At 63.8% G+C, this 26,929-nt stretch carries 23 protein-coding genes, 1 pseudogene and 1 riboswitch; of the genes and pseudogenes, 12 read left to right on the forward strand and 12 right to left on the reverse strand.

Features of this window, described 5'->3' with window-relative positions; translation table 11 throughout:
• The first annotated feature begins 10 nt into the window (after nt 1-10).
• The 3 genes from QMN23_RS14405 to QMN23_RS14415 all read left to right on the forward strand — a co-directional run bounded on the left by QMN23_RS14405 (nt 11) and on the right by QMN23_RS14415 (nt 4,607).
• Nucleotides 11-1,981, forward strand: a complete 1,971-nt coding sequence (locus QMN23_RS14405; protein WP_282000026.1) for a solute symporter family protein — start codon at nt 11-13, stop codon at nt 1,979-1,981.
• A 104-nt stretch (nt 1,982-2,085) separates the two neighbouring features.
• Nucleotides 2,086-3,297 carry a putative nucleotidyltransferase substrate binding domain-containing protein gene (locus QMN23_RS14410; RefSeq protein ID WP_282000028.1) on the forward strand — a complete coding sequence of 404 codons (1,212 nt, stop codon included), beginning with the start codon at nt 2,086-2,088 and terminating at the stop codon, nt 3,295-3,297.
• Between the two features lie 116 nt (nt 3,298-3,413).
• The gene (locus tag QMN23_RS14415) at nt 3,414-4,607 is read left to right on the forward strand and encodes a pyridoxal phosphate-dependent aminotransferase (protein WP_282000029.1); all 1,194 of its coding nucleotides are present in this window, start codon (nt 3,414-3,416) and stop codon (nt 4,605-4,607) included.
• Nucleotides 4,608-4,611: 4 nt separating this feature from the next.
• Here QMN23_RS14415 and QMN23_RS14420 read toward each other — a convergent pair whose 3' ends face one another.
• The 3 genes from QMN23_RS14420 to sucC all read right to left on the reverse strand — a co-directional run bounded on the left by QMN23_RS14420 (nt 4,612) and on the right by sucC (nt 8,069).
• Complete coding sequence (locus tag QMN23_RS14420) at nt 4,612-5,937, reverse strand: glycerate kinase type-2 family protein (protein ID WP_282000030.1); 1,326 nt, start codon at nt 5,935-5,937, stop codon at nt 4,612-4,614.
• 66 nt (nt 5,938-6,003) lie between these two features.
• The gene (sucD, locus tag QMN23_RS14425; protein WP_282000031.1) at nt 6,004-6,876 is read right to left on the reverse strand and encodes a succinate--CoA ligase subunit alpha; all 873 of its coding nucleotides are present in this window, start codon (nt 6,874-6,876) and stop codon (nt 6,004-6,006) included.
• 35 nt (nt 6,877-6,911) lie between these two features.
• On the reverse strand, nt 6,912-8,069 hold the full coding sequence (gene sucC / locus QMN23_RS14430) for an ADP-forming succinate--CoA ligase subunit beta (RefSeq protein ID WP_282000032.1): 1,158 nt from the start codon (nt 8,067-8,069) through the stop codon (nt 6,912-6,914).
• 195 nt (nt 8,070-8,264) lie between these two features.
• Between sucC and QMN23_RS14435 the strand changes: the two genes are divergently transcribed.
• The 6 genes from QMN23_RS14435 (at nt 8,265) to QMN23_RS14460 (ending at nt 12,717) form a co-directional block, all read left to right on the forward strand.
• A complete protein-coding gene (locus tag QMN23_RS14435) occupies nt 8,265-8,708 on the forward strand; it encodes a tetratricopeptide repeat protein (RefSeq protein ID WP_282000033.1) in 444 nt (147 codons plus the stop codon).
• 24 nt (nt 8,709-8,732) lie between these two features.
• Complete coding sequence (locus QMN23_RS14440) at nt 8,733-9,134, forward strand: secondary thiamine-phosphate synthase enzyme YjbQ (RefSeq protein ID WP_282000034.1); 402 nt, start codon at nt 8,733-8,735, stop codon at nt 9,132-9,134.
• Between the two features lie 132 nt (nt 9,135-9,266).
• The gene (locus tag QMN23_RS14445) at nt 9,267-10,385 is read left to right on the forward strand and encodes a YeeE/YedE family protein (RefSeq protein ID WP_282000035.1); all 1,119 of its coding nucleotides are present in this window, start codon (nt 9,267-9,269) and stop codon (nt 10,383-10,385) included.
• A 93-nt stretch (nt 10,386-10,478) separates the two neighbouring features.
• The gene (locus tag QMN23_RS14450) at nt 10,479-10,718 is read left to right on the forward strand and encodes a sulfurtransferase TusA family protein (protein ID WP_282000036.1); all 240 of its coding nucleotides are present in this window, start codon (nt 10,479-10,481) and stop codon (nt 10,716-10,718) included.
• Between the two features lie 28 nt (nt 10,719-10,746).
• The gene (locus QMN23_RS14455; RefSeq protein ID WP_282000037.1) at nt 10,747-11,802 is read left to right on the forward strand and encodes a PAS domain-containing protein; all 1,056 of its coding nucleotides are present in this window, start codon (nt 10,747-10,749) and stop codon (nt 11,800-11,802) included.
• A 9-nt stretch (nt 11,803-11,811) separates the two neighbouring features.
• Nucleotides 11,812-12,717: an alpha/beta fold hydrolase gene (locus QMN23_RS14460; RefSeq protein ID WP_282000038.1), complete on the forward strand. Its 906-nt coding sequence runs from the start codon at nt 11,812-11,814 to the stop codon at nt 12,715-12,717.
• Nucleotides 12,718-12,720: 3 nt separating this feature from the next.
• On the opposite strand, the gene QMN23_RS14465 is transcribed toward QMN23_RS14460, so the two are convergent.
• The gene (locus QMN23_RS14465) at nt 12,721-13,062 is read right to left on the reverse strand and encodes a PilZ domain-containing protein (protein WP_282000039.1); all 342 of its coding nucleotides are present in this window, start codon (nt 13,060-13,062) and stop codon (nt 12,721-12,723) included.
• A 125-nt stretch (nt 13,063-13,187) separates the two neighbouring features.
• On the opposite strand from QMN23_RS14465, the gene QMN23_RS14470 reads away from it, so the two are divergent.
• Complete coding sequence (locus QMN23_RS14470) at nt 13,188-13,979, forward strand: NRDE family protein (RefSeq protein ID WP_282000040.1); 792 nt, start codon at nt 13,188-13,190, stop codon at nt 13,977-13,979.
• A 15-nt stretch (nt 13,980-13,994) separates the two neighbouring features.
• Here QMN23_RS14470 and QMN23_RS14475 read toward each other — a convergent pair.
• Nucleotides 13,995-15,716: pseudogene (locus QMN23_RS14475) on the reverse strand (sensor histidine kinase); the annotation flags it as partial.
• Here QMN23_RS14475 and QMN23_RS14480 point away from each other — a divergent pair.
• A complete protein-coding gene (locus QMN23_RS14480) occupies nt 15,715-16,782 on the forward strand; it encodes a ribonuclease Z (RefSeq protein WP_282000041.1) in 1,068 nt (355 codons plus the stop codon). The pseudogene QMN23_RS14475 and the gene QMN23_RS14480 overlap by 2 nt on opposite strands.
• Here QMN23_RS14480 and QMN23_RS14485 read toward each other — a convergent pair.
• The 7 genes from QMN23_RS14485 to QMN23_RS14515 form a co-directional block, all read right to left on the reverse strand.
• The gene (locus QMN23_RS14485) at nt 16,742-17,140 is read right to left on the reverse strand and encodes a DUF309 domain-containing protein (protein WP_282000042.1); all 399 of its coding nucleotides are present in this window, start codon (nt 17,138-17,140) and stop codon (nt 16,742-16,744) included. The genes QMN23_RS14480 and QMN23_RS14485 overlap by 41 nt on opposite strands.
• An 85-nt stretch (nt 17,141-17,225) precedes the next feature.
• Nucleotides 17,226-17,711 (reverse strand): YchJ family protein, encoded by a 486-nt coding sequence (locus QMN23_RS14490; protein WP_282000043.1) that lies wholly within the window; start codon nt 17,709-17,711, stop codon nt 17,226-17,228.
• A 119-nt stretch (nt 17,712-17,830) separates the two neighbouring features.
• Nucleotides 17,831-18,916, reverse strand: coding sequence for a class I SAM-dependent methyltransferase (locus tag QMN23_RS14495; RefSeq protein ID WP_282000044.1), 1,086 nt, complete (start codon nt 18,914-18,916; stop codon nt 17,831-17,833).
• Nucleotides 18,917-18,953: 37 nt separating this feature from the next.
• On the reverse strand, nt 18,954-19,835 hold the full coding sequence (locus tag QMN23_RS14500) for a DUF2156 domain-containing protein (protein ID WP_282000045.1): 882 nt from the start codon (nt 19,833-19,835) through the stop codon (nt 18,954-18,956).
• Between the two features lie 212 nt (nt 19,836-20,047).
• Complete coding sequence (locus QMN23_RS14505) at nt 20,048-21,463, reverse strand: tetratricopeptide repeat protein (RefSeq protein ID WP_282000046.1); 1,416 nt, start codon at nt 21,461-21,463, stop codon at nt 20,048-20,050.
• Between the two features lie 417 nt (nt 21,464-21,880).
• Nucleotides 21,881-23,245, reverse strand: a complete 1,365-nt coding sequence (locus QMN23_RS14510; RefSeq protein WP_282000047.1) for a multiheme c-type cytochrome — start codon at nt 23,243-23,245, stop codon at nt 21,881-21,883.
• 411 nt (nt 23,246-23,656) lie between these two features.
• Entirely contained in the window at nt 23,657-25,660 is a 2,004-nt protein-coding gene (locus QMN23_RS14515) for a hypothetical protein (RefSeq protein WP_282000048.1), read from the reverse strand.
• 423 nt (nt 25,661-26,083) lie between these two features.
• Nucleotides 26,084-26,182, forward strand: a riboswitch (cyclic di-GMP riboswitch).
• Nucleotides 26,183-26,358: 176 nt separating this feature from the next.
• Here QMN23_RS14515 and QMN23_RS14520 point away from each other — a divergent pair.
• Nucleotides 26,359-26,907 (forward strand): hypothetical protein, encoded by a 549-nt coding sequence (locus QMN23_RS14520; protein ID WP_282000049.1) that lies wholly within the window; start codon nt 26,359-26,361, stop codon nt 26,905-26,907.
• The last annotated feature ends 22 nt before the right edge of the window (nt 26,908-26,929 follow it).

The raw sequence follows: 26,929 nt of genomic DNA on the forward strand, positions 1-26,929 counted from the left end.
GAGGACTAACATGAGAAAACTGATCACCGCTCTGACCTTAGCCCTCTCCCTGGGCTCTTTCGCCTTCGCCGCCGAGCCGGCCAAGCAGGCGACCGGCACCGCCGCGGCGCCGGCAATGACCGCCCCCGCCGCCACCCAGGCTGCCCCGGCCGTCCCCGCCGCCCCCATGACCGCCAAGGCCGCCACCACGGCCCCTGAGCAGAAGAAGAGCTTCAAGGCCAACCCGGTCGTCACCATCCCGATCTTCCTGATCATTATCGGCGTGACGATGATGGTCGTCGTCTGGTCGGCCAAGCGGACCAAGTCGGCCGCCGACTTCTACACCGCCGGCGGCGGCATCACCGGCACCCAGAACGGCTGGGCGATCGCCGGCGACTACATGTCGGCCGCCTCCTTCCTCGGTATTTCCGGTCTGATCGCCCTCTACGGCTATGACGGCTTCATGTACTCGGTCGGCTGGCTGGTCGCCTACATCACGGTGCTGCTGATCGTCGCCGAACCGTGCCGCAACGCCGGCAAGTACACCCTCGGCGACATCCTCTCCTTCCGCACCGAGCCGAAACCGGTCCGCGCCGTCGCCGCCCTGTCGACGGTTACCGTCTCCACTTTCTACCTGACCGCCCAGATGGTCGGGGCCGGCAAGCTGATGCAGCTCTTGATCGGCATCCCCTACAAGACCGCCATCATCGGCGTCGGCATCCTGATGGTCGGCTACGTCGTCTTCGGCGGCATGACCGCTACCACCTGGGTCCAGATCATCAAGGCCGGCCTGCTGATGACCGGCGCGTTCCTCCTTTCGGTGCTGGTCGCCGCCAAGTCCGGCTTCAGCCCGTTGCGCTTCTTCAACGACATCGCCACCAGCCCGAACATCATCGAACACGTCCAGAAGGTGGTCCTGAAAGACCCGCTGCCGGTCCCGGGCTTCGATTACGGCCAGCGCTTCCTGGAGCCGGGCCTCTTCCTCAAGCAGCCCCTTGACCAGATCTCCCTCGGGATGGCCCTGGTGCTCGGCACCGCCGGCATGCCCCACATCCTGATGCGCTTCTTCACCGTCCCGACCGCCCAGGCCGCCCGCAAGTCCGTCATCGTCGCCATGTTCATCATCGGCTTTTTCTACATCCTGACGACCCTGCTCGGCTTCGGCGCCGCACTGCACGTCACCCCGCAGGAAATCAGCAAGGTCGGTAAAGGCGGCAACATGGCGGCCATGATGCTGGCCCAGCAGCTGGGCGGCGACGTTTCGCCGTTCCTCGGCGACCTGCTCCTCGCCTTCCTCTGCGCCGTCGCCTTCGCCACCATCCTCGCCGTCGTCTCCGGCCTGGTGCTGGCGGCCTCCGCGGCCATCGCCCACGACATCTACGTCAACGTCATCAAGGACGGCCACGCCGACCAGCACGAGCAGGTCATGGCCGCCCGCGTTACCTCGCTCTGCGTCGGTGCCGCCGGCATCATGATCGGGATCGCCGCCGAGAAGTCCAACGTCGCCCACCTGGTGGCGCTGGCCTTCGCCGTCGCCTCCTCCGGCAACCTGCCGGTCGTCGTCATGTCGCTCTTCTGGAAGAAGTTCAACACCGCCGGCGTCATCTCCGGTCTGGTGGTCGGCACCGTCGCTTCGATCGCCCTGGTGATGGTCTCGCCGAACATGACCTATCCGAAGAAGGTCGCCGCCGACGCCCAGAAGACCGTGACCGTCCTGGAGAAGAAACAGGCGGAAGGCGGTTCGCTTACCGACAAGGAGATGAAGGATCTGGCCAAGGCCAAGGCCGACTATGCGGCCAACAAGGACGGCAAATCGATGCTCGGCCTCGACGCGCCGCTCTTCCCGCTGAAGAACCCCGGCATCCTCTCCATCCCGCTCGGCTTCCTCGCCGCCATCATCGGCTGCCTGGCCTTCCCGAGCCGGCGTTCCGAGGAGATGTTCGACGAAATCTACGTCCGCCAGAATACCGGTATCGGGATTGCCAAGGCCGTCGATCACTAGCCGGTCATTTAGCGGCTAAAAAACTGTTTTAAATTGTGTTACAATCGGGGAAGGTTCGCCTTCCCCTTTTTTTATCCGTCACCGGCACCCAGGAACAGGAACCGATGCCGCAGGAACACGTTCAACAGACAATCGCCGATATCTTGAACGAGGTGCGCGCCTTTGTCCGCTACCTGGACGAAGACGATATCGCCCGCGTCCTGATCACCGTCCGGGAGGAGATTTCCCGGGAAATCGCCGCCACTGCCGCCCTCGGCGAACGGCAGGAGGCGCTCACCGCCCGGATCGCCGTCGAACGGGACTACGATCTGCTGCGGGAAATCCACGACCAGCTCAACACTCTTGAGCTGGACCGGTTTCTCAAGATTCGCTCGGTGCCGGCCCTGCACGCCGCCTGCACGGCCTATCGCGACCGGTTGGTGGGACGGGCGCTGGAGCTGGCGGAGGACGAGCTGCGAGCGGCCGGCAAGGGGGGCCCACCCTGTCCTTACGCGCTCTGCAGCATGGGGAGCGACGGCCGGGAAGAGCAGACGCTGATCACCGACCAGGATTACCTGATCGTTTACGGCGACGGTGGCGGCAAAGAGGCTGACGCCTGGTTCGGCGAATTTTCCGCCACCCTCGTCGAACGGCTGGCCCTGATCGGCTTCAAGAAATGCACCGGCGACATCATGCCCTCCAACCCGACCTGGCGCGGCAGCCTCAGCCAGTGGAAGCGCAAGCTCCAGGCCATCGTTCGCTACGAATACACCGACTACGCCAAGAACCTGATGGACCTGATTGTCCTCTCCGACGCCCGCTTCGTCGCCGGGGACCAGGAGCTGGCCGCCACTCTCGTGGCGATCATCCGGGGACTGGAGCAGGATTATTTCCAGGTGTTGTGGGGAATGGCCAAGGCCGCCACCGAAATGAAGCTGGCGCTCGGCTTTCTCAAGCGGCTCTGGACCGAGGGATCGGGCGAACACAAGGGGGAGTTCAACCTCAAGCTGCTGGCCTGGGCGCCACTGGTGATGAACGTGCGCATCCTGGCAATCAACCAGGGCATCCCCGCCACCAACACCGTTCGGCGGATCGAGCTGCTCGAACGGGAGGGAAGCTTCTCCGCCTCCTTTGCCCAAGGGCTGATCGACGCCTACCACGTGCTGACCTGCCACCGGATCCTCTTGCAGATCAAGGAGATCAAGGGAATCCAGGACAATTCCTACTACCTGAACCCCTACACCCTGGCCGCCGATGAACGGGAGCAGATTCGCCAGGCGCTGCTCCGGATCGAAGACCTCCAGCGGACCATCCATACCAATTTCTCGATCATGTGACAGGTTTCGCGGCGCTGGTCGCGGCGGGCCGGCCGCCGGTGCCGCGTTGCGGGCTTGCCCCCCTCCCCGCTCTGTGATACAACAGTGAATCCTTTCACTTTTCCGAGGAGCATACCATGCCCATCGCCACCAAGATTGCCGGCCATATCGCCAAATCGTCATGGATCAGAAAGATGTTCGAAGAAGGGGAACAGCTGCGACAGGTCCACGGCGCCGACAACGTCTTCGACTTCACCATCGGCAACCCGGACACCGAGCCGCCGGCCCAATTCCAGCAGGAGTTCCTGGAGCTTGCCCACCGGCCGATCACCGGGATGCACCGCTACATGAGCAACGCCGGCTACCAGGAGACCCGGGCCGCCGTGGCCGAAGTCCTTGCCGAGGCGGCGGGTTTCCCGGTCGGGGCCGAGCACGTTATCATGACCTGCGGCGCCGGCGGCGCCCTCAACGTCGTATTGAAAACGATCCTCAATCCCGGCGAAGAGGTGATCATCCTTGCCCCCTACTTCGTCGAGTACAAATTCTACATCGACAACCACGGCGGTGTGCCGAAGGAAGTCTGGACCGACCGGACGACCTTCCAGCTGGATATCGCCGCCATCGAGGCGGCCATCACCCGCAAAACCCGGGCAATCATCATCTGTTCGCCCAACAACCCGACCGGGGTCATCTACCCCGCCGCCAGCCTCGACGAGCTCGGCGCCATGCTGGCCCGCAAGGAACAGGAACTGGACCGGCAGATTTACGTCATTTCCGACGAACCGTACGCCCGGATCGTCTATGACGGCAAAGAGGTGCCGAACATCTTCCGCCACGTGCGAAGTTCGATAATTGTCACCTCCCACAGCAAGGATCTGGCGCTCCCCGGCGAACGGATCGGCTACCTGGCGGCCAACCCCCGGGCACACAAGGTCGAGCAGTTCATGGAAGGGGCGATCTTCAGCAACCGGGTCCTCGGCTTCGTCAACGCACCGGCGCTGATGCAGCGGCTGGTCGCCAAGCTGCAGCGCGCCTCGGTCGACATCGACCTCTACCGGCAGAAGCGCGATCTCCTCTACGACAACCTCACCGCCATGGGCTTCGAAATGGTCAAGCCCGACGGCGCCTTCTACCTCTTCCCGAAGTCACCGCTGGCCGACGACATCGAATTCGTCAAATTGGCCCAGCAGCACCTCATCCTGCTCGTTCCCGGCGCCGGCTTCGGCGCTCCCGGCTATTTCCGGATCGCCTACTGCGTGGACAAGGGGATGATCGAGCGGAGCCTCCCCGCCTGGCGGGAACTGGCCCGCGCCGCCGGCCTGGCGGGCTGATCCCTCAATCGAGCAGCACGATCTGCAGGTCCATCACGTTGGTACCGGTCGGCCCGGTAATGAACAGTCCGCCGGTCCGGGCGAAAAATCCGTAGGAATCGTTGTCGGCCAGGCAGGCGACGGGATCGAGCCCCAGCGCCTTCGCCCGGCTGACGGTGCTGCCGTCCGCCATGGCGCCGGCGGCATCGGTCGGACCGTCGCTGCCATCGGTGCCGGCGGAGAGGAGCGAGATACCGGACCGGCCGGCGATCTCCCGGGCAAAGGCAAGGGCAAGCTCCATATTCCGCCCGCCGCGGCCGGCACCGGTGACGGTGACGGTCGTCTCGCCGCCGGCCAGAAGGCAGAGTTTCGTCCCGGGGCTGCCAAGTCGGAAGGACCTCGCCTGCTCCGCCAGCCAGCGACCGGCCGTCACCGCCTCGCCGGCCAGCGCATCGCTGACGATGACCGGCCGGTAGCCGAGCTGTTCGGCCCGGCGCCGGGCGGCGGCGAGCGCCAAGCGATTGCTGCCGATGATCCGGTTGCTGACGGCAGCAAAGAGCGGCTCGCCGGGCTTGGGGGTCTCGGAGAGCCGGCCGGCAGCCCCGGCGGACAGGTGGGCACTGACGGCGACGGGAACCTGCCCCGTCAAACGATAGCGGTCGAGCACCGCCAGGGCATCGTGGTAAGTGGTCGGATCGGGGGCGGTCGGCCCAGAGGCAATAACATCGAGCCGGTCGCCGATCACGTCGGAAAGAATCAGGGCGGAAAGCGCCGCCGGCCGGGCCAGCGCCGCCAGTCGCCCCCCCTTGACCAGCGACAGGTGTTTCCGGACGGCGTTGAGTTCGTCGATGGCGGCACCGGCGCGGAGCAACAGCGCCGTGGTCTGCAGCTTGTCGGCCAGGGAAAGCCCGGCCGCCGGGGCCACCAGCAGCGCCGAACCGCCCCCGGAAATGAGCGTCACCAGCAGAGTCCCGGCAGCGGCGCCGGCAACGAGCGCCTGCAACCGGCGGGTCGCGGCGACACCGGCTGCATCGGGGAGGGGATGGCCCGCCTCAGCGCACGCCAACCGGCTCAACGGCCGGCCGCCATGACCGTAACGGGTGATGAGCAACCCGTCGCTAACCAGCTCGCCCAACTGCTCTTCGATGGCTCGCCCCATCGCCGGCGCCGCCTTGCCGAAGCCGACCACCACCAGCCGGGTGAAGCCCCCAGACCGGTAGCGCTCCCGCACGACGGCCGCCTCCCGGCCGACCGCGACCGCGGGATCAACGGCCGCCAGTGCCGCGGCAAAGATCTCCCGCAGCGCTGGTGCGCCGGCAACGCCCTCACCGCCGGCCGTTTCGTCGATCATCCCGTCCTCCCGATATAAAAAGGGCCATAGCCGCCCGGCCATGGCCCTGTCGCTGCCGCAGCGCCCCTACAGGCCGAGCGCCTCCAGCATCGCCGCGCCCATCCTGGTCGGGCTGGTGGCAACAGCCACGCCGCATTCGGCAAGGGTGCGGATCTTGTCCTCAGCCCTCCCCTTCCCGCCGGTAATGATCGCCCCGGCATGGCCCATCCGTTTTCCCGGCGGCGCGGTAACCCCGGCGATGAACGCTGCCACCGGCTTCTTCATCTTTTCCCGGATCCAGTGGGCGGCATCCTCTTCGGCGGTACCGCCGATCTCGCCGATCATGAAGACCCCGTCGGTATCCGGATCGTCGTTGAACATACCGAGCACGTCGATAAACTTCATGCCGATGATCGGGTCGCCGCCGATGCCGACGCAGGTGGACTGGCCGAGTCCGGCGTCGGTGATCTGCTTGACCGCTTCGTAGGTCAGGGTACCGCTGCGGGAAACGACGCCGATCCGTCCCGGCTTGTGGATATAGCCGGGCATGATCCCGACCTTGCATTCGCCGGGGGTGATCAGCCCCGGGCAGTTGGGGCCGATCAGCAGCGTGCTGCTCCCCTCGATGGCCCGCTTGGCCAGCACCATGTCCTGCACCGGAATCCCTTCGGTAATGCAGACCGCCACTTCGATGCCGGCATCGGCCGCTTCGAGGATGGCATCGGCGGCCCCCGGCGGCGGGACGAAGATCATCGAGACGTTGGCGTTGGTATAATGGACCGCTTCTTCGACGGTATTGAAGACCGGAATCCCCTCGATGTGAATCCCTCCCTTGCCGGGGGTAACGCCGGCCACGATCTTGGTGCCGTAATCGCGGCACTTCTGGGTATGGAACAGACCGCTCCGGCCGGTGATCCCCTGGACGACGACTTTCGATTCTTTATTGATCAGAATGGACATATGATTTCTCCGTGGACGCGAATTGGGGGAGTGGTTCAGCCCAGCATGGCGACGATCCGGGCAGCACCGTCGCCCAGGCTGTCCGCCGTCTGCACGTTGAGCCCCGACCCGGCGAGCAGTTGCTTCCCTTCCTCAACCTGGCTGCCGTCCATCCGCACGACGATCGGCAGGGTGCAGTTCACCTCGGAAGCAGCCTCGATAATCCCGTGGGCAATGACGTCGCAGCGCATGATCCCACCGAAGATGTTGACGAACACCCCCCTGACGTCCGGGTCCTGGAGGATGATCTTGAATGCCTCCGCTACCTTCTCGCGGGTCGCGCCGCCACCGACGTCGAGGAAGTTCGCCGGTTCGCCGCCGAACTCCTTGAGCACGTCGAGGGTGGCCATCGCCAGCCCGGCGCCGTTGACCATGCAGCCGATGCTCCCCTGGAGCTTGATATAGGAGAGGTCGAATTTGCTGGCGGTAATCTCCAGCGGATCGAGCTGCGAATAGTCGAGCATGTCGGGATATTCCAGATGGCGGAACAGCGCATTGTCGTCGAAATTGATCTTCGCATCCATCGCCAGCAGCCACCCCGCCTTGGTCACCACCAGCGGGTTGATCTCCACCAGCGAGCAGTCCTTTTCCTGGCAGAGCTTGTAGAGGTTGAGGATCAACTGGACACAGTCCTCGCAGATTCCCCCGGCGAGGCCGAGGGCCAGGGCGATCTTCCGGGCCTGGAACGGCCGCAGGCCGGTAAACGGGTCGACGGTCAGCTTGTGGATCTTCTCCGGCGAGCGGCGGGCCACCTCCTCGATCTCCACCCCCCCTTCCGCCGAAGCGATCAGGCAGTAGCGGGAACTGTTCCGGTCCAGGGTGATGGAGAGGTAGAATTCCCGGGAGATCTCCACCGCCTCTTCGACCAGTATCCGCCGGACCTTGAGTCCTTCCGGGCCGGTCTGGGGCGTCACCAGCCGCCGGCCGAACAGCTCCTTGCCCAGTTCCTGGGCCTGTTCCGGGTGGTGGACCAGCTGCACGCCCCCCGCTTTCCCCCGGCCACCGGCATAGATCTGGGCCTTGACCACGCACCGCCCCCCCATCATCTTCGCCGCCCGTTCCACCTGGTCCGAAGTCAGAGCAACCCGCCCCCGCGGCACCGGGATGTCGTAGGCGTTGAGGATTTCCTTGGCCTGATACTCATGAATGTTCATAAGCCGCTCCATTTAGTTTTAATAAATTTTTTTATCTATACCATAATCCAGAAAAAGATCAACGGGCGGCGCAACGCCCGGCAACCCGTGCGCATTTCCCCCTTCCTCCCCGCTCGGCGCGGGGAGACGCGAAATGTGTTTACTTGGCTGGCTAAGACTCTATAATAATAGCAGAAAATTTTTGGAGAATCGTCCGTGGCCACCACCTACAACGAAGAGCTCATCGCCAGGGGAATCAGCGCCATCAAGAGCGGCAATACGGCTGAAGCCCTCAACTGCTTCGAAGAAGCGGTCAAAATCCACAGTACCCCGGCCAACTGGTCGTACCTGGCTTTCTGCCTTGCCCGGGAGCGGCGGCAGTTCGACTACGCCATCCGGCTCTGCCGGGAAGCGATCACCCGGGATCCCCACAGTTCGATCCACTACCTGAACCTCGGCAAAGTCTATCTGCTGGCCGGACGGAAGGACGATGCGATCCGCACGTTCCGCCAGGGACTCCTCTACGAAGGGAGCCCAGCCATCATCGGCGAGCTGAAACGGCTCGGCCTGCGCAAGCAACCGGTCATCGGCTTTCTCCGCCGGGAAAACCCGCTTAATAAATATCTCGGCATCGCCCTGAAAAAGTTGAGGCTTTGTTAATTAATTTTGCAGAAGGGGCGTGCCATGCTCAGGAAGCTGGAAGTCAGGAGCAGAGCCAGAAGCGAGCTGATCGACATTACCGCTCTCGTTAAGGAGCAGGTCAGGCAATCTGCCGTCAAAAACGGCAGCTGCCAGCTGCTCGTCCTCCACACCACTGCCGGCATTACCGTCAACGAGGGAGCAGATCCGGCGGTCCGGCACGATATCGTCGCCTTTCTCGACCGGCTGGTGCCGAAAGAAGCTTACTTTACCCACCGTGAGGGGAATTCCGACGCTCACATCAAGAGCACCCTCACCGGGACGGACCTCTCCCTCTTGATAACCGATGGCGCGCTGCTTCTCGGCACCTGGCAATCGATCTACCTGTGCGAATTCGACGGGCCACGGCTGCGACAGATCGCCCTAAAAATCGTCCCGGACCCCTGACCCGCCGGCAGCACCCTTTTTTGCCGTAGCTTAATTAACTTTACTAAAGCCGGCAGCAAAAATGCCGATAAGTGGTAACAGGGATGTCCTCAACACCTTCGGCTGCTGCCAATTTGTACAGGAACACGCCTTATGTCCGGCAACCCTTACTCGCTCGCCGCATTTAACCTGGCCCTCGGCATCGTCGCGGGATATGTCATGCACCGTTCCGATTTCTGCATCGCCGGGATGTTCCGCGACATGTTCCTGTTCCGCCGTTTTACCATGCTCCGCTCCCTGCTGCTGTTGGTCGTAGTGAGTATGGTGCTGTTCGAGGCGGCCCGCCTGGCCGGCCTGCTCGTCCGCTACCCCTTTCCCCTGTTGGCCCCGCCTTCGCTGGCCAACATTGTCGGCGGAAGCCTGTTCGGCGTCGGGATGGTCCTGGCAGGCGGTTGTGTCGTCGGAACCCTTTACCGGGTTGGCGCGGGGAATGCTGCCAGCGTCGTCGCCCTGTTCGGGCTGGTCGGCGGCAGCGCCCTCTATGCCGATCTGGCACCGTGGTGGAGCGCCTTCACCAGGGCAACCGCACTTCCCGGCGCCACCGTCACGGTCCCCGAACTGCTCGGCATCGCGCCGACAATCCCGGTGCTGATCCTGGCCGGCGGCGCAGGCGGGTTCTTTTGGCTCTGGTACCGTGACGGCTCCTGGGCGAGGAACGCCGCCGCCGAAGGATACCTGCAACCGTGGAAAGCGGCGCTGGCCCTCGGCGGGATCGGTCTCCTTTCGGTCGTCACCTCCACCATGCCGCTGGGAATCACCACCTCCTACGCCAAGGTAGGGGGATGGCTGGAATCGTTACTGCTGCCGGGAAGAGTCGACGGACTTGCCTATTTTCACTCGTTGCCGTTGCAGCTGCCGGCCGTGACCCCGCTCGGCGGCGTGCCGCTCAGCGGTGGGCCGGCACCGGCCGTCGACGCCATAGCGATCATCCAGCTGCCGGTAATTGTCGGTATCATGGCCGGCAGCATGCTCTCGGCCCTGCTGCTGAGGGAGTTCCGGATTTACCTGCGGCTGCCGGTGCGCCAGTATCTGTCGGCGCTTACCGGCGGAGTGCTGATGGGTCTCGCCGCCCGCATGGCCCCGGCCTGCAACGTCTGGCACCTAGCGGGGGGATTGCCGATTCTGGCCTGGCAGAGTATTTTCTTTACCGTTGGGCTCCTGCCGGGCGCCTGGCTCGGCAGCATCCTGCTCGCGCGGGTTGTTGCCCGATGAGAGGAACCGCAACCGGAGTACCGGGACGAAGTGGCAAATTCGGCGCAGTCGTGACAGGAACCGCCCGCCGCGTATGAGCACATAGGACAGACCATGGAAACGATCGAATTCGACATCAGAGGGCAGATCTGCCCATCGACCCTGCTGACGACGCTTCGCGAAATCAACCGCCACAAGAGCGAGCTCAAGCAGGGGATGTGCCAGTTGCTCTTCAAGACCGACAATCGTGACGCCACCATTACCATCCCGGAAACGGTGCGGAACATGGGCTATGCCAGTGAGATCGTCAAACAGGACGGCTACTACGTGCTGACCGTCTTTCGGGCCGACTAGGAACCCGCACGGGACACAGGGGACGAGCATGGGATTTTGGAATAAGCTCGGCGAGCAGTATCGCGATCTGATGGGAACCGGCGAACAGCGCCGCCTGGTAGAGGAGAACGAAGCCCTCTACGAACGGGAGCGCAAGGCCATTTCCTACATCAGGGAGAAGACCAACCAGTTGCTGACCACCATCGGCACGCTGCCGTTGCGCCACGAGGAGCTCGACGACGAGCTGCTGCTCGACACCGACCCGATCGGCATCGTCTGCGAATCGTTCGAACAGATTTTGAACCACCTCAACGAGGTCAACCATGACCTCCGGCTCGCCCACGAAGAAATCCAGGGAATCTTCGACTGTGCCGACGCCATAATCCTGGTCCTGGACCGGGAGATGAAGATCCAGGCGTGCAACTCGCGGGCTCGGGAGTACTTCGCGCTCAACGGCGAGCCCAAGACCTGTGCCGAAGCGATCTGCAAGGTCCAACCGCCGCCGGAAGGCTGTATCTTCCGCCGGATGATGGCTTCGAAGCGGCCGGAAAGCCATCGCGAATGGGAATGCGCGAACCGCTTCTTCAACGTCAGCGGCACCCCGATCAAGGACCGCTTCGGCGACGTTGAACAGGTGGTGCTGGTCTATGCCGACATCAGCGATGAAAAAAGGCTGCTTGAGGCGCTTCGCGAAAAAGAGGGGCTCTACCAGCTGATCCTCGACAGCGCCAGCGACCTCTTCCAGAGCATCGCCCCCGACGGCAGGTTCTATTTCGTCAACCGGGCCTGGAAAGACGCCCTCGGCTACAGCGACAGCGATCTCGAATCGCTGACGGTTTTCGATATCATCCACCCCGACTCCCACGCCCACTGCCGGGAGCTGTTCGTCAAGCTGCTTCACGGCGGCCGTACCGGTCCGGTTTCTTTCTCTTTCATCGCCAAGGACGGCCGTCAGGTGCCGGTCAGCGGCTCGGTCTCCTGCAGCTTCCGCGGCGGAAAGCCGTACGCCACCTGTGGTATCCTCCACATCGTCCCGGTACGGCAGGCCGGCGACAACGAGCACGGTCCGGGGAACGTCATCCCCATCCAGCGCCATACCCCCTGACGCCGTACCATGCCCCCGCTCTCGGAATCGCGGTTTCTTGACCTTCACCACGGCATCAGGATTCACTATCGGACCGCCGGACACGGCCCGACGGCCATGGTTTTTCTCCACGGGTTCGCCGCCGCCCTGACGACCTGGGAGGAACTCGTCCCCCGGCTGCCGGCGGAAGAGTTCACCCTCTACCTGCTCGACCTGAAGGGCTTCGGCTTCTCCTCGAAGCCGTATCGCGGCTCCTACGCCGTGGAAGAACAGGCGGCAGTGGTGACCGCCTTCATCGCCGCGCTCGGGCTACAACGGGTGGTGCTGGTCGGCCACTCGCTGGGCGGCGGCATCGCGCTGCTCGTGGCCATCGACGCCGTTGCCCGCGGGGCACGGGAACGGCTCGCCGCCCTGGTCCTCATCGACAGTGCCGCCTACCCTCAGCCGCTGCCCAGGATGATGCGCTGGCTGCAACTGCCGCTATTGAGCCGGCTTGCCCTGGCGGTGATCCCGGTCCGCCGGCTGGTGGTGATGACCCTCGCCAAGGTCTATTACAGCGCGACGGCAATCACCCCGGAACGAATCGCCCGCTACGAAAACTGCTTCGGCGGCCGGGGGATGGCCCGAGTGCTGATCCGCACCGCCCGAGCCATCGAACCGGCCCGTTACGGCCAAATGGCGATGCATTACCGGAAGCTCGGCCTGCCGGCCCTGATCATCTGGGGAGCGAATGACCGGATCGTCAGATGCGAGGCTGGCCGGCGGCTGGCCGGTGACATCCCGGGAGCGCGACTGACGGTGTTCGAACAGTGCGGGCATAACCCCCACGAAGAACGACCGGCGGAGACCGCCGCGGCGATCATCGACTTTTTGAAGGGAATTAACGGGAGACCGGCACGGGAAGCCGGGGGAGAACAGAGCGACCCGGAACGATAGCGGCTACGGCTTCCCGGGGATGTTGCTGACGAAGGTACGGTAAGTCTCCTCGCCGGCGATGAAGCGGAGAATCTTGACCCCCATACCGCTTTTGCGCACCAGGTGGATCATCTGTGGCGGAACCTTTTTGGTCCAGCGGACCATTCCCTCGATGAAGACCGAATCGTTGTCGCTCAAGGTCAGCTCAATCTGCAGCCTGGTCCCCGGCGGACAGATATTGGTGGTCTTGATGAAGAGGCCATGGTCGGAAATGTCTTCCGTAAAGGCAAGCCTGGTGGGGCTTTCGATCCCGAATCTGAGAGAAAGGCGTTTGCGATGTCTGCCAATATTCCGTTTTTCGGCCATGGGGCAGTTCCTTTTCAACAAGACATGAAATCATCGACATTACAATGCACAGACTGCGCCCAACGGTTGACCGGCGGCGGCAGAACCGCTCCGGCAACGGATACCGCCGGAGAAGAGTGTCCGCAATGTGCCTGATTCTCTTCGCCTGGCAGACCGACCCCCGCTATCCGCTGATCCTGGCCGCCAATCGGGACGAATTCTATTCCCGCCCCACCGAGCGGGCGGCTTTCTGGCCCGATGCGCCGAACATTCTGGCCGGCCGCGACCTGCAGGGGGGAGGGACCTGGCTCGGGCTGACCCGCACCGGCCGGTTCGCCGCCCTGACCAATTACCGCGACTTCCGTCACCCGCAGCACGGCGAGCGGTCACGGGGATTGCTGGTGAGCGATTTTCTGCAGAGCGACGCGCCACCGGCCGACTATCTCGACCGGCTCAGCCGCTCGGGAGCGAAGCTGGGCGACTTCAACCTGCTGGTCGGCGACCGGCACCAACTCTGGTACTACTCCAATCGGGGCACGCCGCCGCTGGAAGTCCCGCCCGGCATCCACGGACTCTCCAACCACCTCCTCGACACCCCTTGGCCCAAAGTGGCGGAAGGGAGCGCCGCCCTGGCGGCTCTTCTCCGCCGCGGCCCCGACCGTTCGCCAACGGACATCTTTCTCATCCTGGCCAACCGCCAGCCGGCAGCGGATCGCTTGTTGCCCGACACCGGGGTCGGTCGCGAGCGGGAACGGTTGCTCTCCTCCGCCTTCATCGCCTCCCCGGAGTACGGAACCCGGTCATCGACCCTGCTGTTCTTCAGCAGCAGCGACATGGCTACCTTCATCGAGCGGACCTTCGATGCGCCCGACGTCTATCGGGACTGCGCATTCCGCTTCCCGCTCCTCGCTCCGCCCCCGGCAAGAGGTGGAATATAGGTTCGCCGGCGGCAGGATGAAGGAGAAGGTCGCCCCGCCGCCGGGCGTCCCTTCCGCCCAAATCCGCCCGCCGTGGCGCTCGATGACCCGCTGGACGATTGCCAGCCCGACGCCGCTCCCCGGGAAATCGTTCTGGCGGTGCAGCCGTTCGAAGACGGTGAAGAGCCGTGCCGCATCCTTCATGGCAAAGCCGACACCGTTGTCGCGGACGAAAACCGCCTCTCCCCCCGCCAACGCGAACGCCCCGACCTCGATCCGGGCCACCGCCCGCTGCCGGGTATACTTCCAGGCATTTCCCAGCAGGTTTTCCATCACCACGGCCAGCAGATTGCGATCGCCGAACGAGGTCAGCCCCGGAGCAATGGCAAATTCGACCTGCCGGGCCGGCTCGCTCTCCCGCAACTCCCCGGCGATCCGTTGCGCCAAGCGGGTTAGATCGACCGTTTCGTGGCGCATTTCGTCATTGCCGACCCGGCAAAGCACCAGCATCGCCTCAACCAGGCTTTCGATCCGCTCAACCCCCTCGGCGATGCTGCCGACCAGGTAATTCCCCTGTTCGTCCAGACTGTTGGTGTAGAGGTCCGCAAGCGTCTGGGTGGCACAGGAGATTCGGGTCAACGGCGTAGTCAGGTCGTGGGAAAGCGAATAGCCGAACGAGGCCAACTCGTCGTTTTTAGCCGCCAGTTCGTCGGCCCGCTGCCCAAGATCGCGGTTGAGTTTGCGAATCTCGCTCTCCGAGCGTCTGATCTCGCTGATGTCGTTGAATACCCCCACCACCCCCGACGCATTCCCTCCCCGGTCAAGGATGGTCGCCTTGGTGATAAGAACCTGCCGCGGCTGACCGTCCGCCCCCCGCAAAGCTGTTTCGACAGTTCTTCGCCCCGGCGCAAGCAGCATCTCCCGGTCGCTGGCATCGCAAACCCGGGCAGGTTCCTCGGGAGCCAGGTCGAAGATCGTCCGGCCAAGAATCTCTTCCCGCGGCAGTCCGTGGAAGGCAGCAAACGCCTCGTTGCAAAGTACATAACGGCAAGCCGCATTCTTGTAGAAGACCGGCGTCGGCAGCGCATTGAGCAGTTGCTGAAAAAAAGCGGCCTCGGACCTGACGGCAGTCGCCGCATGCCGCTGTTCGGCGACATCCCGCGCCATGGCGGCCTCCACTTCGCGCTGGAGCTGCTGCCGTTGCCGGAACAGCCGCCGGACGTAGAGGATCAGTACCAGTTGCAGGAGCAACATCACGAGATGACCGAGATAGACGATCAGCAGGGAGGGGTGAACACTGCCGCGGGAATAACGGGCCATCGCCTCGATAACGGTATCGGCGATCCAGAAGGCCGACATCAGGATCAAAGCCCAGAAGACCAGTCGTTCGGTCCGGCTGTATGGTTTTTCACCGCGATTTGGCATGCTGCCGGCTCTCCACCGCCACGGCACCGGTGCGGCGCAGCAGCGGCAAATACCGTGGTCCGCGGCGACCGGCACCAAAAAGTTAACGCTAGCCCATGAATCTTTTTTGCAAATAGAATGCCGTTCGTCCGCATCTGCGGCAAAAATGGTCAGGCGATGACTTCGGCCGGCGCCATGATAAACTTGGTTGAACAGTGCGTTACGCCAATCGGCCATTCGTCGCCCAGAGAACAATCGTGGGATCGGACGAAGTGGTCCGCTCGTGAATTCAGCCAGGCACCCGCCGGGGGAGGCGGATACCAATCGGCAGACCTGGAGGGAGGGACGCTTCATGCCCCCGCTGTTCCATCCCGCGCTCGTCAACGGCCCCTTCGACGACCCGGCGGTCTACATCGACTTTCTCTTCGAGCGGCGGGCGATCCTCTTCGACCTGGGAGATCTGGCGCCGCTGCCGCCGCGCAAGCTGCTCCGCCTGTCGCACGTTTTCGTTTCCCACACGCACATCGATCACTTCGTCGGTTTCGACCGGCTGGTGCGGCTCACCCTCGGCCGGGAAAAGCGCCTCCGGCTGTTCGGCCCTCCCGGCTTCGTCAGCCAGGTAGCCAACCGGCTGGCCGGCTACAGCTGGAACCTGGTGGAAAACTATCCCACCGATTTCACCATCATCGCGGCGGAAGTCGCGGCGGAGGGAGAACTGCTGACGGCGGAGTTCCATTGTCGGAAGGAGTTCGTTCGGGAGGGGGAACGGCGGGAACGGCTGCGGGAAGGGGTGCTGGTCGACGAAGAAGAGTTTCTGGTCCGGACCGCGCCCCTCGACCACGGCATCCCGAGCCTCGCCTTCGCTCTGGAGGAGAAAAACCACGTTCAGATCATGAAGAGCCGGTTGCTGGAGCTGGAGCTGCCGACCGGGCCGTGGCTCACCGAGCTGAAACGGGCGATCCTCGGCGATGTCGACCCGGCCGCCCCTTTCCGGGTCCAGTGGCGCGACGGCGCAACCCGCCACGAGCGCAGCTACCCGCTGGGCTGGCTGCGGGACAACCTTACCCGGCTCGTCCCGGGGCAGAAGGTCGTCTACGTCACCGACGCCGCCTTTACCCCCGCCAACGCGGCAAAGATCGTGGCCCTCGCCCGGAGCGCCGACTACCTGTTCATCGAGACGACCTTTCTCGATGCCGAGGCCGAGCGCGCCCGGGAACGGGGACACCTGACCGCCCGCCAGGCGGGGGAACTGGCGCGGCTGGCCGGCGTGGAACGGGTAGTGCCGTTCCACTTTTCGCCGAAGCACCGTCATCAGGAAGAGTTGTTGCGCCGGGAACTGGCGACCGCCCGGCGGGAAGGAACGGCACCGGCCGCCGGGCTTACGGTGTCCGATCGGGACAGGGATGAAGCCTGGGGATAAGTGCCGCCGACAGGGCGGCCATCCCTGCCGGACCGGCCGCCGCCAGCGCCGCGCCGAAGCGGGCCGTATCGCCGATCAGCCGGGTCACGTCCACCCCGCCGCAGCATGGCTCTGCCCGGTGGAGCAGCTGCTGGGCCGACGCGCAGAGGTGAAGCGCGCCGCGGTAATTCCCCTCGCGCCAGTGGTGCAGCGCCACCGCTACCTGCAGCACCCCCTGGTAGAAGCTTCGCTCCGCCCCGCCGGCGCCCACCCAGAGTTCCTCGAAAGTCTCGTGGCACTGGAACCAGGCGCCGCGGTTGAATTCCACGATCCCCCGGCGGAGCTCTTCGCCCGCCGGATCGTTGTCGCTGCGCTGCATCGCTGCCCCTCGCCGGCGCGGCCGGCACCCTCCCCCCTCCCCATCGGGTGGGAGGAAAAATGGCGGGAAAGCACCCTTTCCGGAACTATTTACCACAGCATTTTTTATACTTCTGCCCGCTGCCGCAGGGGCACGGTTCGTTGCGGCCGACCTTGTCGCTCTTGAGCGGCTCGGGCTTGATGCCGACACCGTCGACGAAGTACCAGCTGCCGCCTTCCTTCTTAAATTCGGCCAGTTCGTGATGGGTCCGCCGCACCCCCTTGTCGCGGTATGTGGCGATAAATTCGACCTTCCCTTCACTCTCTTCGGCGCTGCCACCCCAGGTATTGCGGATTTCCAGCCCCTCCCAGACGGAGTTCTCCGCCCATTCGCGGCTTCCCTTCTCGTCGAAATCGCCGCGGTGGTTCGGGTGAGTGGTGTTCAGGATATAGGCAATTTCCGCCTTGGTATACGCCGAATAGCGGGAGCGCATCAACTCTTCGGCAGTGGTCGCCGGGCGGCTGCCGTTGATGAGCGGTTCGCAGCAGTCGTCGTAGGGGCGGCCCGAGCCGCACGGACAGGTTGTTGTCATCTAACTGCTCCTTTTTTCGTTGAAAAATTGCACCCTCCTCGCACAAGGGGGGCGCCGGGAGGTAATACATACCGCGGCTACGGCTCGCCTGTCAACCGTTTCCCGCCGACGCCGACGGTTCAGCCGCGAAAGGGGATAAGAAACAGCGCCTCGACAAACGGTTGCGCCCGCTCCCGCTCCGCGGCAGTGAGCCCAGCGACGGCCACCGGCCGGACAAAGCGCCGGAGGAAGCGCCGGGCAGGACGGTCGAGCCGGGGATTCTCCCGGCCGAGCCGCGGCGGCATCGCCAGCGACACTAACCGCCATGGGACGACGGCGCCCCGAAGCGCCGGATTGAGCAGCAGCCGTGCGTCCGGCGCCAGGCCGCAGCCGCCGGCGGTCTGCCGGCCGAGGTAGAGAATGAAGTTCGGCTCTTCGAGTCGCTGCACCTCCAGCTCCCGCAACCGCGCCGCCTCGGCGGCCGGCTCCGTCAGCGCCCCGGCATGGGCGAAGAGCAGCGGCTGCAGCCCGGTTGACGCCACCAGCGCCAGCAGTTCGTCGATCCGGTAGGTCCGGGCCCGGGGATGGAGGAAGGCGTCGGCAATACCGGAAGGGAATCGGGTTTCGCCGGAAGCGTCGGCATAGCGGCGGAAGCGGGAATCGGGATCGGCACGGCGGAGCAGGCGTTTCACCGCCGCTACCTCATCGACGCCGAGAAGCCGGAGTGCCTTGCGGATCGACTCCGCTCCCCGCCGCCCACCGCGGCTGTAGACCATCAGCCGGAGAATCCCCCCCGGCGCCAGCCGCCGCTCCAGTGCCCGCAGTCCCGCCAGCGGGTCGGCCAAATGGTGCAGCACCCCGAAACAGTCGATGAAACCGTAGCTTTCCGCTGCCGCCGCCGGATCGAGCAGATCGCCCCGCTCGAAGGTGATGCCGCGGCAGCCGTGCAGCAGGGCATGAAGCCGGGCCCGGCGGAGATTGGCCCCCGATAGATCGAGGGCGGTCAGCGGGATGCCCGGGTTGGCCAGCGCCGTCGGATAGGGGGAGAAGCTGCCGCAGCCAGCCAGGAGGATCCGCCGGGCATCTGCGGCAGGCAGCACGCCGTTGAACCGGGCGTAAAGGGCGTCGAGGCTGAGCGCGTAGGTATCCCAGGGGCGGACCGCCGCCAGGAGGGGATAGTGGGGATAGGGCCACCGCTCGTAGTGGCGCCGGACCGGATCGGTCATCGCCCCCCCCTCCCCCGCCCGCTGCCGGTCGCCCGCTTCACGGTCGGGTCACCCGGAATTTCCGTACCAGCTCCACCGGCTGGTAGGAAAGTTTCGATTTGCGCAGGTTCGGCTCGCCGAGGTCCTGCTCGCGGTTGACATAGGTGCAGTCGGGAAAGGCCAGCCGGCAGAACTCCCGGTCCACCAGTTGGTAAAGGCCATCCATGAACGGGTCGGCCTTCTCGAAATGACAGACCGCCGTCTCGTCGTTCAGCCGCTCGCCGAGGGCAAAGGCCTTCACCACCCCCTCGACGGTCACCACCACCCCGGCCAGCCCGAGCTGGTCCGCCAGCTGCAGCGCCTCCGCCGTCGCCGCCGTCTCCAGGCGGAGCGACGGACTGTCGAGGTCGCCCCGCACCCGCCGCCACTCCTCGGTCAGGGCGAGGCAACCGTCCCGGTAGCCGGCCGCGTAACGGTCGACCCGGTAGGCATGGCGGGCCTCGAAGTAGCTGATCCGGTTCCGCTTCTTGTGGAAACGGTTGCCGGGAAGCTCGGCCAGTTCCCGGCGCAGGTAGAGATAGTCGAAATTGTCCCGGTCCTCGGTCAGTTCCACCGCCAGACCGGTCAGCTGCCGTTCGACAAAGCGGTCGTCGGCGCCGTACAAGGCCAGACCGTCGGCCAGTAGTCGCGCCACCGCCCCCCGGACGTCGCCGCCCAACGGTGGCAGCACGTACGGATCGCCGCCGTAGCCGCTACCGAAGATCAGCAGCGTATCGCCCAGGGCGGCCAGCCGGTAGTCGTGGGCATGGCGGAACAGGTAGAGGCCGGCGAACGTCAGCTCGGAGACCCGCGGCTGCAGTGCGGCAAACCGGCCGGCGAACAACTCGCGGTCGGCCAGTTCGAGAGGGCGACAGCCAGGATAGGCAGGGAGTGCGGTCATGGTTGTTCCTTCCTCCGCTTGGCGGAGGGGCTTGATCGTTTCACGGCAGTCTTAACCTATTCTTCGCCGCGAGACAATCTAACAAACGGCAGCGGCAGGACATGCACGACACGATGGCGAGCGAAGCCGGTCCGCCGCAAGGCAGTGCCGCGCCGGCGGCGAAAGGGGGGCGCACGCCCGGGAGTGACGAGAGGAACCGAGGGGGTAACCGATCAACGCCGCCTGTCGGCGCCGCCAGCCGCCGCGACGAACGCCCGCAACGCCCCGTCGACCTCGGCAATCACCGCCGCCCAGTCCCCCATGCGAGGCTGGCGAAAAAGACGCATCACGCCGGGATACCACGGAGAATCGTTACGTCCAGCCAGCCAGCGCCAGTCGGTTTTATAATCGGGCAGCAGCACCCAGCAATCCTTCGCCAGCGCCCCGGCCAGATGGGCCATGGCGGTATCGACGGCAATGACCAGGTCCAGGTTGACCGTTATCGCGGCGGCATCGGCAAAGGTTGCGATCTGCGGCCCGAGGTCCACGAGCGGCAAGCCGGCGGGAGGAGCGGCCGCTTCGTCTTCGCCGGCCCCCTTTTGCAGGCTGAAAAACCGTACCCCCGGAATTGCGCCCAGACGCGCCAAGGTCTGCAGTTGGGGCAGCGAGCGGTCGGCATCGTTCTCGAACTCCGGATTCCCCTTCCAGACCAAGCCGACCCGGACGTCGCCGGCTGCACACGCATCGGCCACTACGGATGCCCACTGGCCAACCAACTGCCGGTCGGGGTGGAGATAGGGGATGGGGGCCGGGATCGAGTCGAGCCGGGTCTGGCAGTAACCGGGGATGCTCATCGGCGGCGTCCAGAAATCCCAAGCCGCGCCCGGAAAGGTCTCGGCAAAGGAAAACACGGCATCGACCCCTTCGAGGGCGGCAAAGAGATCTTTCAATGCCGGATGGCAGATCAGGGTGATCTGCGCCGCCCCCCGCTCTTTAAGGATCGCGGCGTAGCGGCAGAACTGGATCATATCGCCGTGTCCCGCCTCGAAACCGATCAGCAGCGAGCGGCCCCGCACATCCTCGCCACGCCAGCGGGGACAGGAGAGCATTTCGTCCAGCCGCCGGTGCCAATGCCAGTTCCGATGCTCCAGACAGCGCCACCCCTCATCGAACCGGCCCTGGCGCAACAGCAGATAACTGAGATTGAAGTAGGCCCGGTGATACTCCGGGTCCAGCCGGATTGCCGTCCGATAGCTTTCTTCCGCCTCCTGTTCCTGCTTGCGGCAGGCCTGCAGTGCGCCGAGATTGGACCAGGCGCCGGGGCTGCCGGGAGCCAGCGCCAGCGCCCGCCGGTAGGCCTGTTCGGCCTCGGCGAACCGTTTCCGGGTGGCCAGCAGCGCCCCCAGATTGACAAGGGTCCTGCTCAAGCCGGGATTGAGCGCCAGCGCCTGCCGGTAATACTGCTCGGCCTCGGCCGCCATCCCTTCCTCGTCCCGCAACAGGCCGAGATTGGCATAGGCCTCGGCAAAGTCCGGGTTACAGCCGATCGCTTCGCGGAAACGGGCCGCGGCGGCCCGGGAATCACCGGCAGCCAAGAGCCGGTTCCCTTCGATAAACAGCGCTTCGGCAGATGTGGACTCACTGCTCATGGATACGCCTTCCGGTTCTCGCCACTCCACCCTACGGTGCAGCGAGCGCGAACGACGTGACGGCACTCTCCGACGTGGGCAGATCCTTGTAAAATAATCCTGTCGGAAAGCATTGTAAAGGATGAGGTAGAGCCCCCCCGGCGATAAACCTTAGCAGCGGCGACGATAGCCCCCGCTCGTGCCGGCTCCTTTTACGGCCGCCCCTACAAGCAGCTCCTCAATCCAGCCGCGTTCACGATGCCCATGGGGACCTTCGAAAGTGCCGCATCTCCGGGAAGTATAGGCGGTGTTCCCGGCATTGCAACAGACCTGAGAAGCCGCATGGCAAGCGGCAGCGCAGCGGTATTTCCGGCAAGGGCATAAAAAAAGGGGGGTGGTTGAACCCACCCCCCGTCTGTTGTGAAGGAACCGCAGCGATTACCAGTCTTCCTGCTGCTTCTTGACCATGAAGTCGAAGTAGATTTCCGGATTGGTCAGTTTCTCGACCTCTTTCTCCGAATAGCCGAGTTCCTTGAAGTTGAGCACGCCGTTGATCCCGTGGCAGTTGATGCAGTTCAGCGCCTTGCTCTTGGTGACCATGTGGTTACTGCCGAAGTAGATGGTTTGCCAACCGGGGACCGGCTTGTAATCCTTGATGCCCAGCGTCTTGGCGGCGGAAGCTACGCCGGCAAGGGTGTCGCCGGTTGCCATCGGCGGCGCGAAATCCATGGAGAGCAGCTGGCCGTCCTTCTCGTTATAGTAGGCCTTGCCGATGTAAATCTTGAACGGATAAATCTTGCTCGTCTTGTCGTTGCGGTTCCCTTTGGGGCCGATAAAGTGCGGGAGATTGCTGACGGTGTTGTTGTACCAGGCATAGACCGGCGTCGTTTCGTTGGCTTCTTTTCGCAGCGTGGTCGGCTCGTAGAAACCGTCGGACCCCTTCTCCCACTTGGTGAAATCCTTGGCGACGGCGCCGCCGGTCCGGGGGATGTGGCAGGTCTGGCAGGCGATGCGCGCGGTATGGCGATTGTAGGCCTCATCCTTGTGCGGCGTTTCGGTGTGGCAGTCGACGCAACTGAGCCGGACGCCGTCGTTGGCCCAGTTGTTCGGGTCGTAGCCGGTCGGGATCTTGTGATCCTTGGCCTTGTGGCAGTCGACGCAGACCATCCCTTTGGCGGCATGGACGTCGGTATCGGCGGTGAAGGCAAAGCCGCGCTTGACCAGCACGCCGCCGCCCGCCGACTCGTGGCAGACCATGCAGTTTTTCACCGTCGGCGTGGAGATGGTAAGGGCCGCCTTGGTGCTGCGGTCTTGCCCCATGACAATCCGGCCCTGCTCGTCTTTATACGGCTTGCGCTGCCGGAAGTCGTAGCTGCTGGAATGGCAGACCAGGCAGTCGATGGCGTTTTCCGCTTCCTTGCCGGTGCTGCCGACGTCGGAGATGTGGTTACCGGGGTGGCAGGTGTTGCAGCCGGAGAACTTCGATTTCCCTTCGGCGTTTTTCGGGATTTCCTTGAGGTTGTTGACGATGTCGTTGCCATTGCACATGGTGTAGATCCGGTTTTTCATCCCGTATTCCTGATTCGGATCCAGGTTGTCGACATTCGTCACCTTGGAAGCATGCTTCCAGTGGACAGTATCGAGGAATTTCCGGGCCGTGCCGGGATGGCACTCCTCGCAGGTAGCAGGGCCGTTGTAGCCGCTTTTCTCGATGGAATCTTTGCCGGGGTGTTCCGCAGCCTGGGCGGTCAGCGCCGACAGCGCTCCGGCAACCAGGGTGACGAAAAGGGTTTTCTTGTTCATGTGCACCTCGCTGGATAGTAGTAAGCCGACTAATTTAAAAACACTAACATATTATGGGATTATCGTCCACTAAGATGTCTGCACCGACTTTCGCTGCAAGGATATACAATGACCGTCAGCCGATATTTCAGGCCACGGGAGAAGCATGAGCCAAGACGTGGATCATGAAATATTATTCGTCTGCATCGTCACCTCCTTATCGCGTAACGGCCTCGAACGGTGACCTGTTGCAGGAAAGCGGTGACATCTCATCGGGCGGTGCGTGGCATGGCGGGCAGACTAGATGAGGGGATGGTATCAGTCGAAGAGAGCAGGACGCCCCCACGTGGCCATAAGTTGCCCGTGGTTGCCGGACACCGACCCAGCCTCCTCCGGAAACCGGAAGGAGGCTGGGTCGTCATGCCGTCCAGGTTATTGTACGGCTATCTGATCCAGGATCAAAGTGCCGTTGCCAACGGTCAGCGGAGCGGTAACCGAGGTGAGGTCCGTTGCCGAGCGGCTGCTGAAGGCGTCGTCGGTATAGCCGCCCTGCAGCACCACCGTGACGCCGGTCTGGTCGAAGGTAGCGTTGTTGGCCGGGTCGGGCAGGAGCATCATCCGGGCGAGGATGACATCGCCGGAGACGGCATCGGCAAACGCCGATTTCAGAGTGCCGTAGTAGCTGTAAGTCGGACCGGCACCTTTCCTCAGGTTCTGCTGCAGGGTGAAGGTGGCGGTGACCGACTGGTCGCCGTCCAGGGCGAAACTGCAGGGTGAACCGCTACAGGCGCCGCTCCACCCGCCAAACGTCGACCCCAGGCTGGCCGTCTCCGCCAGGGTGACGGTCGTGCCGGAGGTGGCACTGGCCGTGCAGCTCGTGGCGGGACTGGCGCAGGAAAGGGTCAAGCCGCTGGTGGCGGTGACCGTGCCGCTGCCGGTTCCGCTCAGGTTGACCGTCAGGGTGGCCGTGGGGGCGAGGATAGTAAAGGTGCTGCTGGTGGCCGTCCCGCCCGCCGTGACGAGCTTGACCGGACCGGTGGTGGCCCCGGCGGGGACGTATGCCGTCAGATGTCCCGAGTCCGTGACGGTAACGTCGGTGCTGAGCGTACCGTTGAATGAAACCGTGGTGCCCCCGCCGACGAAGTTCGTGCCAGAAATCATCACGGCGCTGCCGGTCGCCCCGCTGGAAGGACTGAGCGAAGCGATGGTCGGCGCCCCCGGCAGGGCCACGGGCGTCAGGAACAGACCGTAGACCCCTTCCACGGTGGAAATACCGTTTGCCCCCATGACGACACCGTTGTTGATCAGGGCCAGATAGCTGCCGTTGACAAAGCCCGCGCCGCCCATCTGGTTGCCGGTGTCCGTGTCGATCGCAAATTTGCTCCCGACGAGCGCGCCGCTCGCGCCGATGTACTGACCGTACAGGTTCCAGTCGGTCTGGTTCGTCATATCGACCCAGGTGGCCAGGTAGTTGGTACCGTCGAAGGCGACGGTGGTGCCCATCTGGGGGCCCGCTTCGTTGGTGACGGTAATCACCCCGCCGACCAGCGTACCGGCAGTGCTCACCCGCTGGCCGAACACGTCCCAGGTGTAGGTGCCGGCGCCGCCGACCTCATCGTTCCAGATCACCAGATAGTTGGTGCCGTCGAAGGTGACCGACTTGGGATTGTCGCTGGGGGCGGTGCTGGCATTCACCGAGAGCTCCGTGCCGGCAACGCCGGCGGGGCTCACGAAGCGGCCCCGGATCTCGTAATCGTACTGGTCCTCGGTCCAGACCGCGAAGAAGTTGGTCCCGTCGAAGGCAACGTCGCTCGCGTCCCCGTAGCCGCTGCTGATCCTGAATTCGCTGCCCAGGCTGCCGTCGGGGCTGACGATCCGGCCGGCGATGTAGCGGTTGGTCGAGTCAGCCCCCAGATCCGGGTTGATCAACCGGGTGTAGGTCACCAGGTACTTCCCGCCGCCGAAGGCCATGGTTTTCACCCCGTCGAACCAGATGCCGGCGGTGCTGATGGCAAAGGAGGAACCGACCAGCGTCCCTGCCGGGCTGATGAACTGGCCGTAGATCTGGAAACGGCCGGCACCCGTTCCGCCCGGATCGTATTCCCAGATGAGCAGGTAGTTGGTGCCGTCGAAGGCAACGTTGGTCGAGATACCGGTGTTGGATGAAGGCGAAATGAGGCCGCCCACCTTGGCGCCGGCGGCATCGAGCAGCTGGGCACCGATGGTGGTCGGGCTTGTCTGGTGGTTTTCCACCCCCACCAGGTAGTTGGTGCCGTCGAAGGCGAAATTCATCGAGGCACCGCCGGTGGCGATGGGAAACGGCGCGGCCGGTACCGCGGACACGGCAGAAACCCCGCCCAGGACAAGGAATAGCGAGACGAGCAGTGTCATCGCCCGGCAGCCTTGCCATCCTCTCACGTCAGATGCAGCCCCCATAATGAGCCTCCTTTTGCCTGTCATTCGTTATGATTGCAGAAACGACCTGTCTCGCTGGTGTTCGCCCGCGACGATTGGCGGCAGGAGACCACCACGAAAAAAGCCGCTCCATCAGCTTACCGGCTGACCAAGCGGCTATTCCGAACCCCTTCTCCGTCCCATTGGCCCCTCACGCGCATCGCATAAGAAAATACTAACATACATACACCGAGGGGAAGGAATGTGTCAACAGACTTACGTTTCGTATCGCCTTTAGAATTAAGCCCCCCCACTTGACATGGGGATGCCTCCTTTTATAGTTAAACAAAATTAACAAATTGGTTCTTGCAAACTCCTGCGGGGACAGTCGACAAGACGGCGGGCAAACCTCGCTTCTTCCCTCACCTGCGCTTTTCATGGCCCTCGCCACATCGTGCAAGTGCCTCTCGCCAAAGCCAAACCCGGGGATAACCCGGGGACGGAAAGCCACGGAACTTACGCCTCTGCACACCGCGTGATGCAAGAGTTGGCCGGGCTGCCGGATGCCTCCACCGCATGGAGATAACCGAGCAGACCGGCCTTTTCGTATTCAGCGCTTGCCCGGGGCCAACCAGTGCCGGTTCGCCGAAAAACAGCCGATCTCCGTGCCGGCAGTGGTTGTCCTTCCGGAGATCAGGCAGGAGCGGAACTCGGGAGAGTTCTGAGAAACGGAGGAATGCATGGACGCGCGCAAAGGAAAACGAGGAATCGTGATGTGCCTGTTTGTTATTGCAATGGCCGCAAACAGTGCATGGGGGGACGGCAAGGCGGTAACTAATCTTGAGGGATACGGAACGGGAAATGTTGTGGCAATGAACGCGGTCAATGATACGGGGTTTGTCACCGTAACCTATGCCGGTAAAGGCAATGCATCGGTACTCGGCAAATTCACGTTCGATGCAAATCTCGCTGTCCGCTGGGATACCCCCTTACCAAACGGCTCCGGCGGCTATTGCGCCCCGGCAAGCGGCTATGCGACGCACAGCCTCAGTCAGGGGGATACGTTGGTCATGAACTTCTGCGGCATCTTTTGCGAAGTCAACCACGATGCCTTTGGGGAGGAAACGATACCCCATGTGCCGGCACCGCCTTTTGCCTTTACCGGGACCTTTTTCATTGTCGAGGGGACCGGCCGGCTCAGCGGAATTTCCGGTTCCGGCAGCATGACCGGCACCACAGACGAGAATCTGAAATTAACGGTCATCGTCGATGGCAAGATAGTTCATTGAAGCGGGGAAAATCATCGGCCAT

It is taken from the genome of Geotalea uraniireducens (genome assembly GCF_027943965.1).
In the GTDB taxonomy this organism is placed as follows: domain Bacteria; phylum Desulfobacterota; class Desulfuromonadia; order Geobacterales; family Geobacteraceae; genus Geobacter; species Geobacter uraniireducens.

Bases quoted from the DNA above. Each gene is read 5' to 3' on its own strand.
- sucC (WP_282000032.1), bottom strand. From the start codon at position 8,069: ATGAACATTCATGAGTATCAGGCCAAGGAAATCCTCAACGCCTACGAC.
- QMN23_RS14465 (WP_282000039.1), bottom strand. From the start codon at position 13,062: ATGGCCGAAAAACGGAATATTGGCAGACATCGCAAACGCCTTTCTCTC.
- QMN23_RS14415 (WP_282000029.1), top strand. From the start codon at position 3,414: ATGCCCATCGCCACCAAGATTGCCGGCCATATCGCCAAATCGTCATGG.
- QMN23_RS14480 (WP_282000041.1), top strand. From the start codon at position 15,715: ATGCCCCCGCTGTTCCATCCCGCGCTCGTCAACGGCCCCTTCGACGAC.
- QMN23_RS14460 (WP_282000038.1), top strand. From the start codon at position 11,812: ATGCCCCCGCTCTCGGAATCGCGGTTTCTTGACCTTCACCACGGCATC.
- QMN23_RS14405 (WP_282000026.1), top strand. From the start codon at position 11: ATGAGAAAACTGATCACCGCTCTGACCTTAGCCCTCTCCCTGGGCTCT.
- QMN23_RS14410 (WP_282000028.1), top strand. From the start codon at position 2,086: ATGCCGCAGGAACACGTTCAACAGACAATCGCCGATATCTTGAACGAG.
- QMN23_RS14520 (WP_282000049.1), top strand. From the start codon at position 26,359: ATGGACGCGCGCAAAGGAAAACGAGGAATCGTGATGTGCCTGTTTGTT.
- QMN23_RS14495 (WP_282000044.1), bottom strand. From the start codon at position 18,916: ATGACCGATCCGGTCCGGCGCCACTACGAGCGGTGGCCCTATCCCCAC.
- QMN23_RS14470 (WP_282000040.1), top strand. From the start codon at position 13,188: ATGTGCCTGATTCTCTTCGCCTGGCAGACCGACCCCCGCTATCCGCTG.
- QMN23_RS14515 (WP_282000048.1), bottom strand. From the start codon at position 25,660: ATGGGGGCTGCATCTGACGTGAGAGGATGGCAAGGCTGCCGGGCGATG.
- QMN23_RS14510 (WP_282000047.1), bottom strand. From the start codon at position 23,245: ATGAACAAGAAAACCCTTTTCGTCACCCTGGTTGCCGGAGCGCTGTCG.
- sucD (WP_282000031.1), bottom strand. From the start codon at position 6,876: ATGTCCATTCTGATCAATAAAGAATCGAAAGTCGTCGTCCAGGGGATC.
- QMN23_RS14500 (WP_282000045.1), bottom strand. From the start codon at position 19,835: ATGACCGCACTCCCTGCCTATCCTGGCTGTCGCCCTCTCGAACTGGCC.
- QMN23_RS14450 (WP_282000036.1), top strand. From the start codon at position 10,479: ATGGAAACGATCGAATTCGACATCAGAGGGCAGATCTGCCCATCGACC.
- QMN23_RS14440 (WP_282000034.1), top strand. From the start codon at position 8,733: ATGCTCAGGAAGCTGGAAGTCAGGAGCAGAGCCAGAAGCGAGCTGATC.
- QMN23_RS14455 (WP_282000037.1), top strand. From the start codon at position 10,747: ATGGGATTTTGGAATAAGCTCGGCGAGCAGTATCGCGATCTGATGGGA.
- QMN23_RS14485 (WP_282000042.1), bottom strand. From the start codon at position 17,140: ATGCAGCGCAGCGACAACGATCCGGCGGGCGAAGAGCTCCGCCGGGGG.
- QMN23_RS14490 (WP_282000043.1), bottom strand. From the start codon at position 17,711: ATGACAACAACCTGTCCGTGCGGCTCGGGCCGCCCCTACGACGACTGC.
- QMN23_RS14420 (WP_282000030.1), bottom strand. From the start codon at position 5,937: ATGATCGACGAAACGGCCGGCGGTGAGGGCGTTGCCGGCGCACCAGCG.
- QMN23_RS14445 (WP_282000035.1), top strand. From the start codon at position 9,267: ATGTCCGGCAACCCTTACTCGCTCGCCGCATTTAACCTGGCCCTCGGC.
- QMN23_RS14505 (WP_282000046.1), bottom strand. From the start codon at position 21,463: ATGAGCAGTGAGTCCACATCTGCCGAAGCGCTGTTTATCGAAGGGAAC.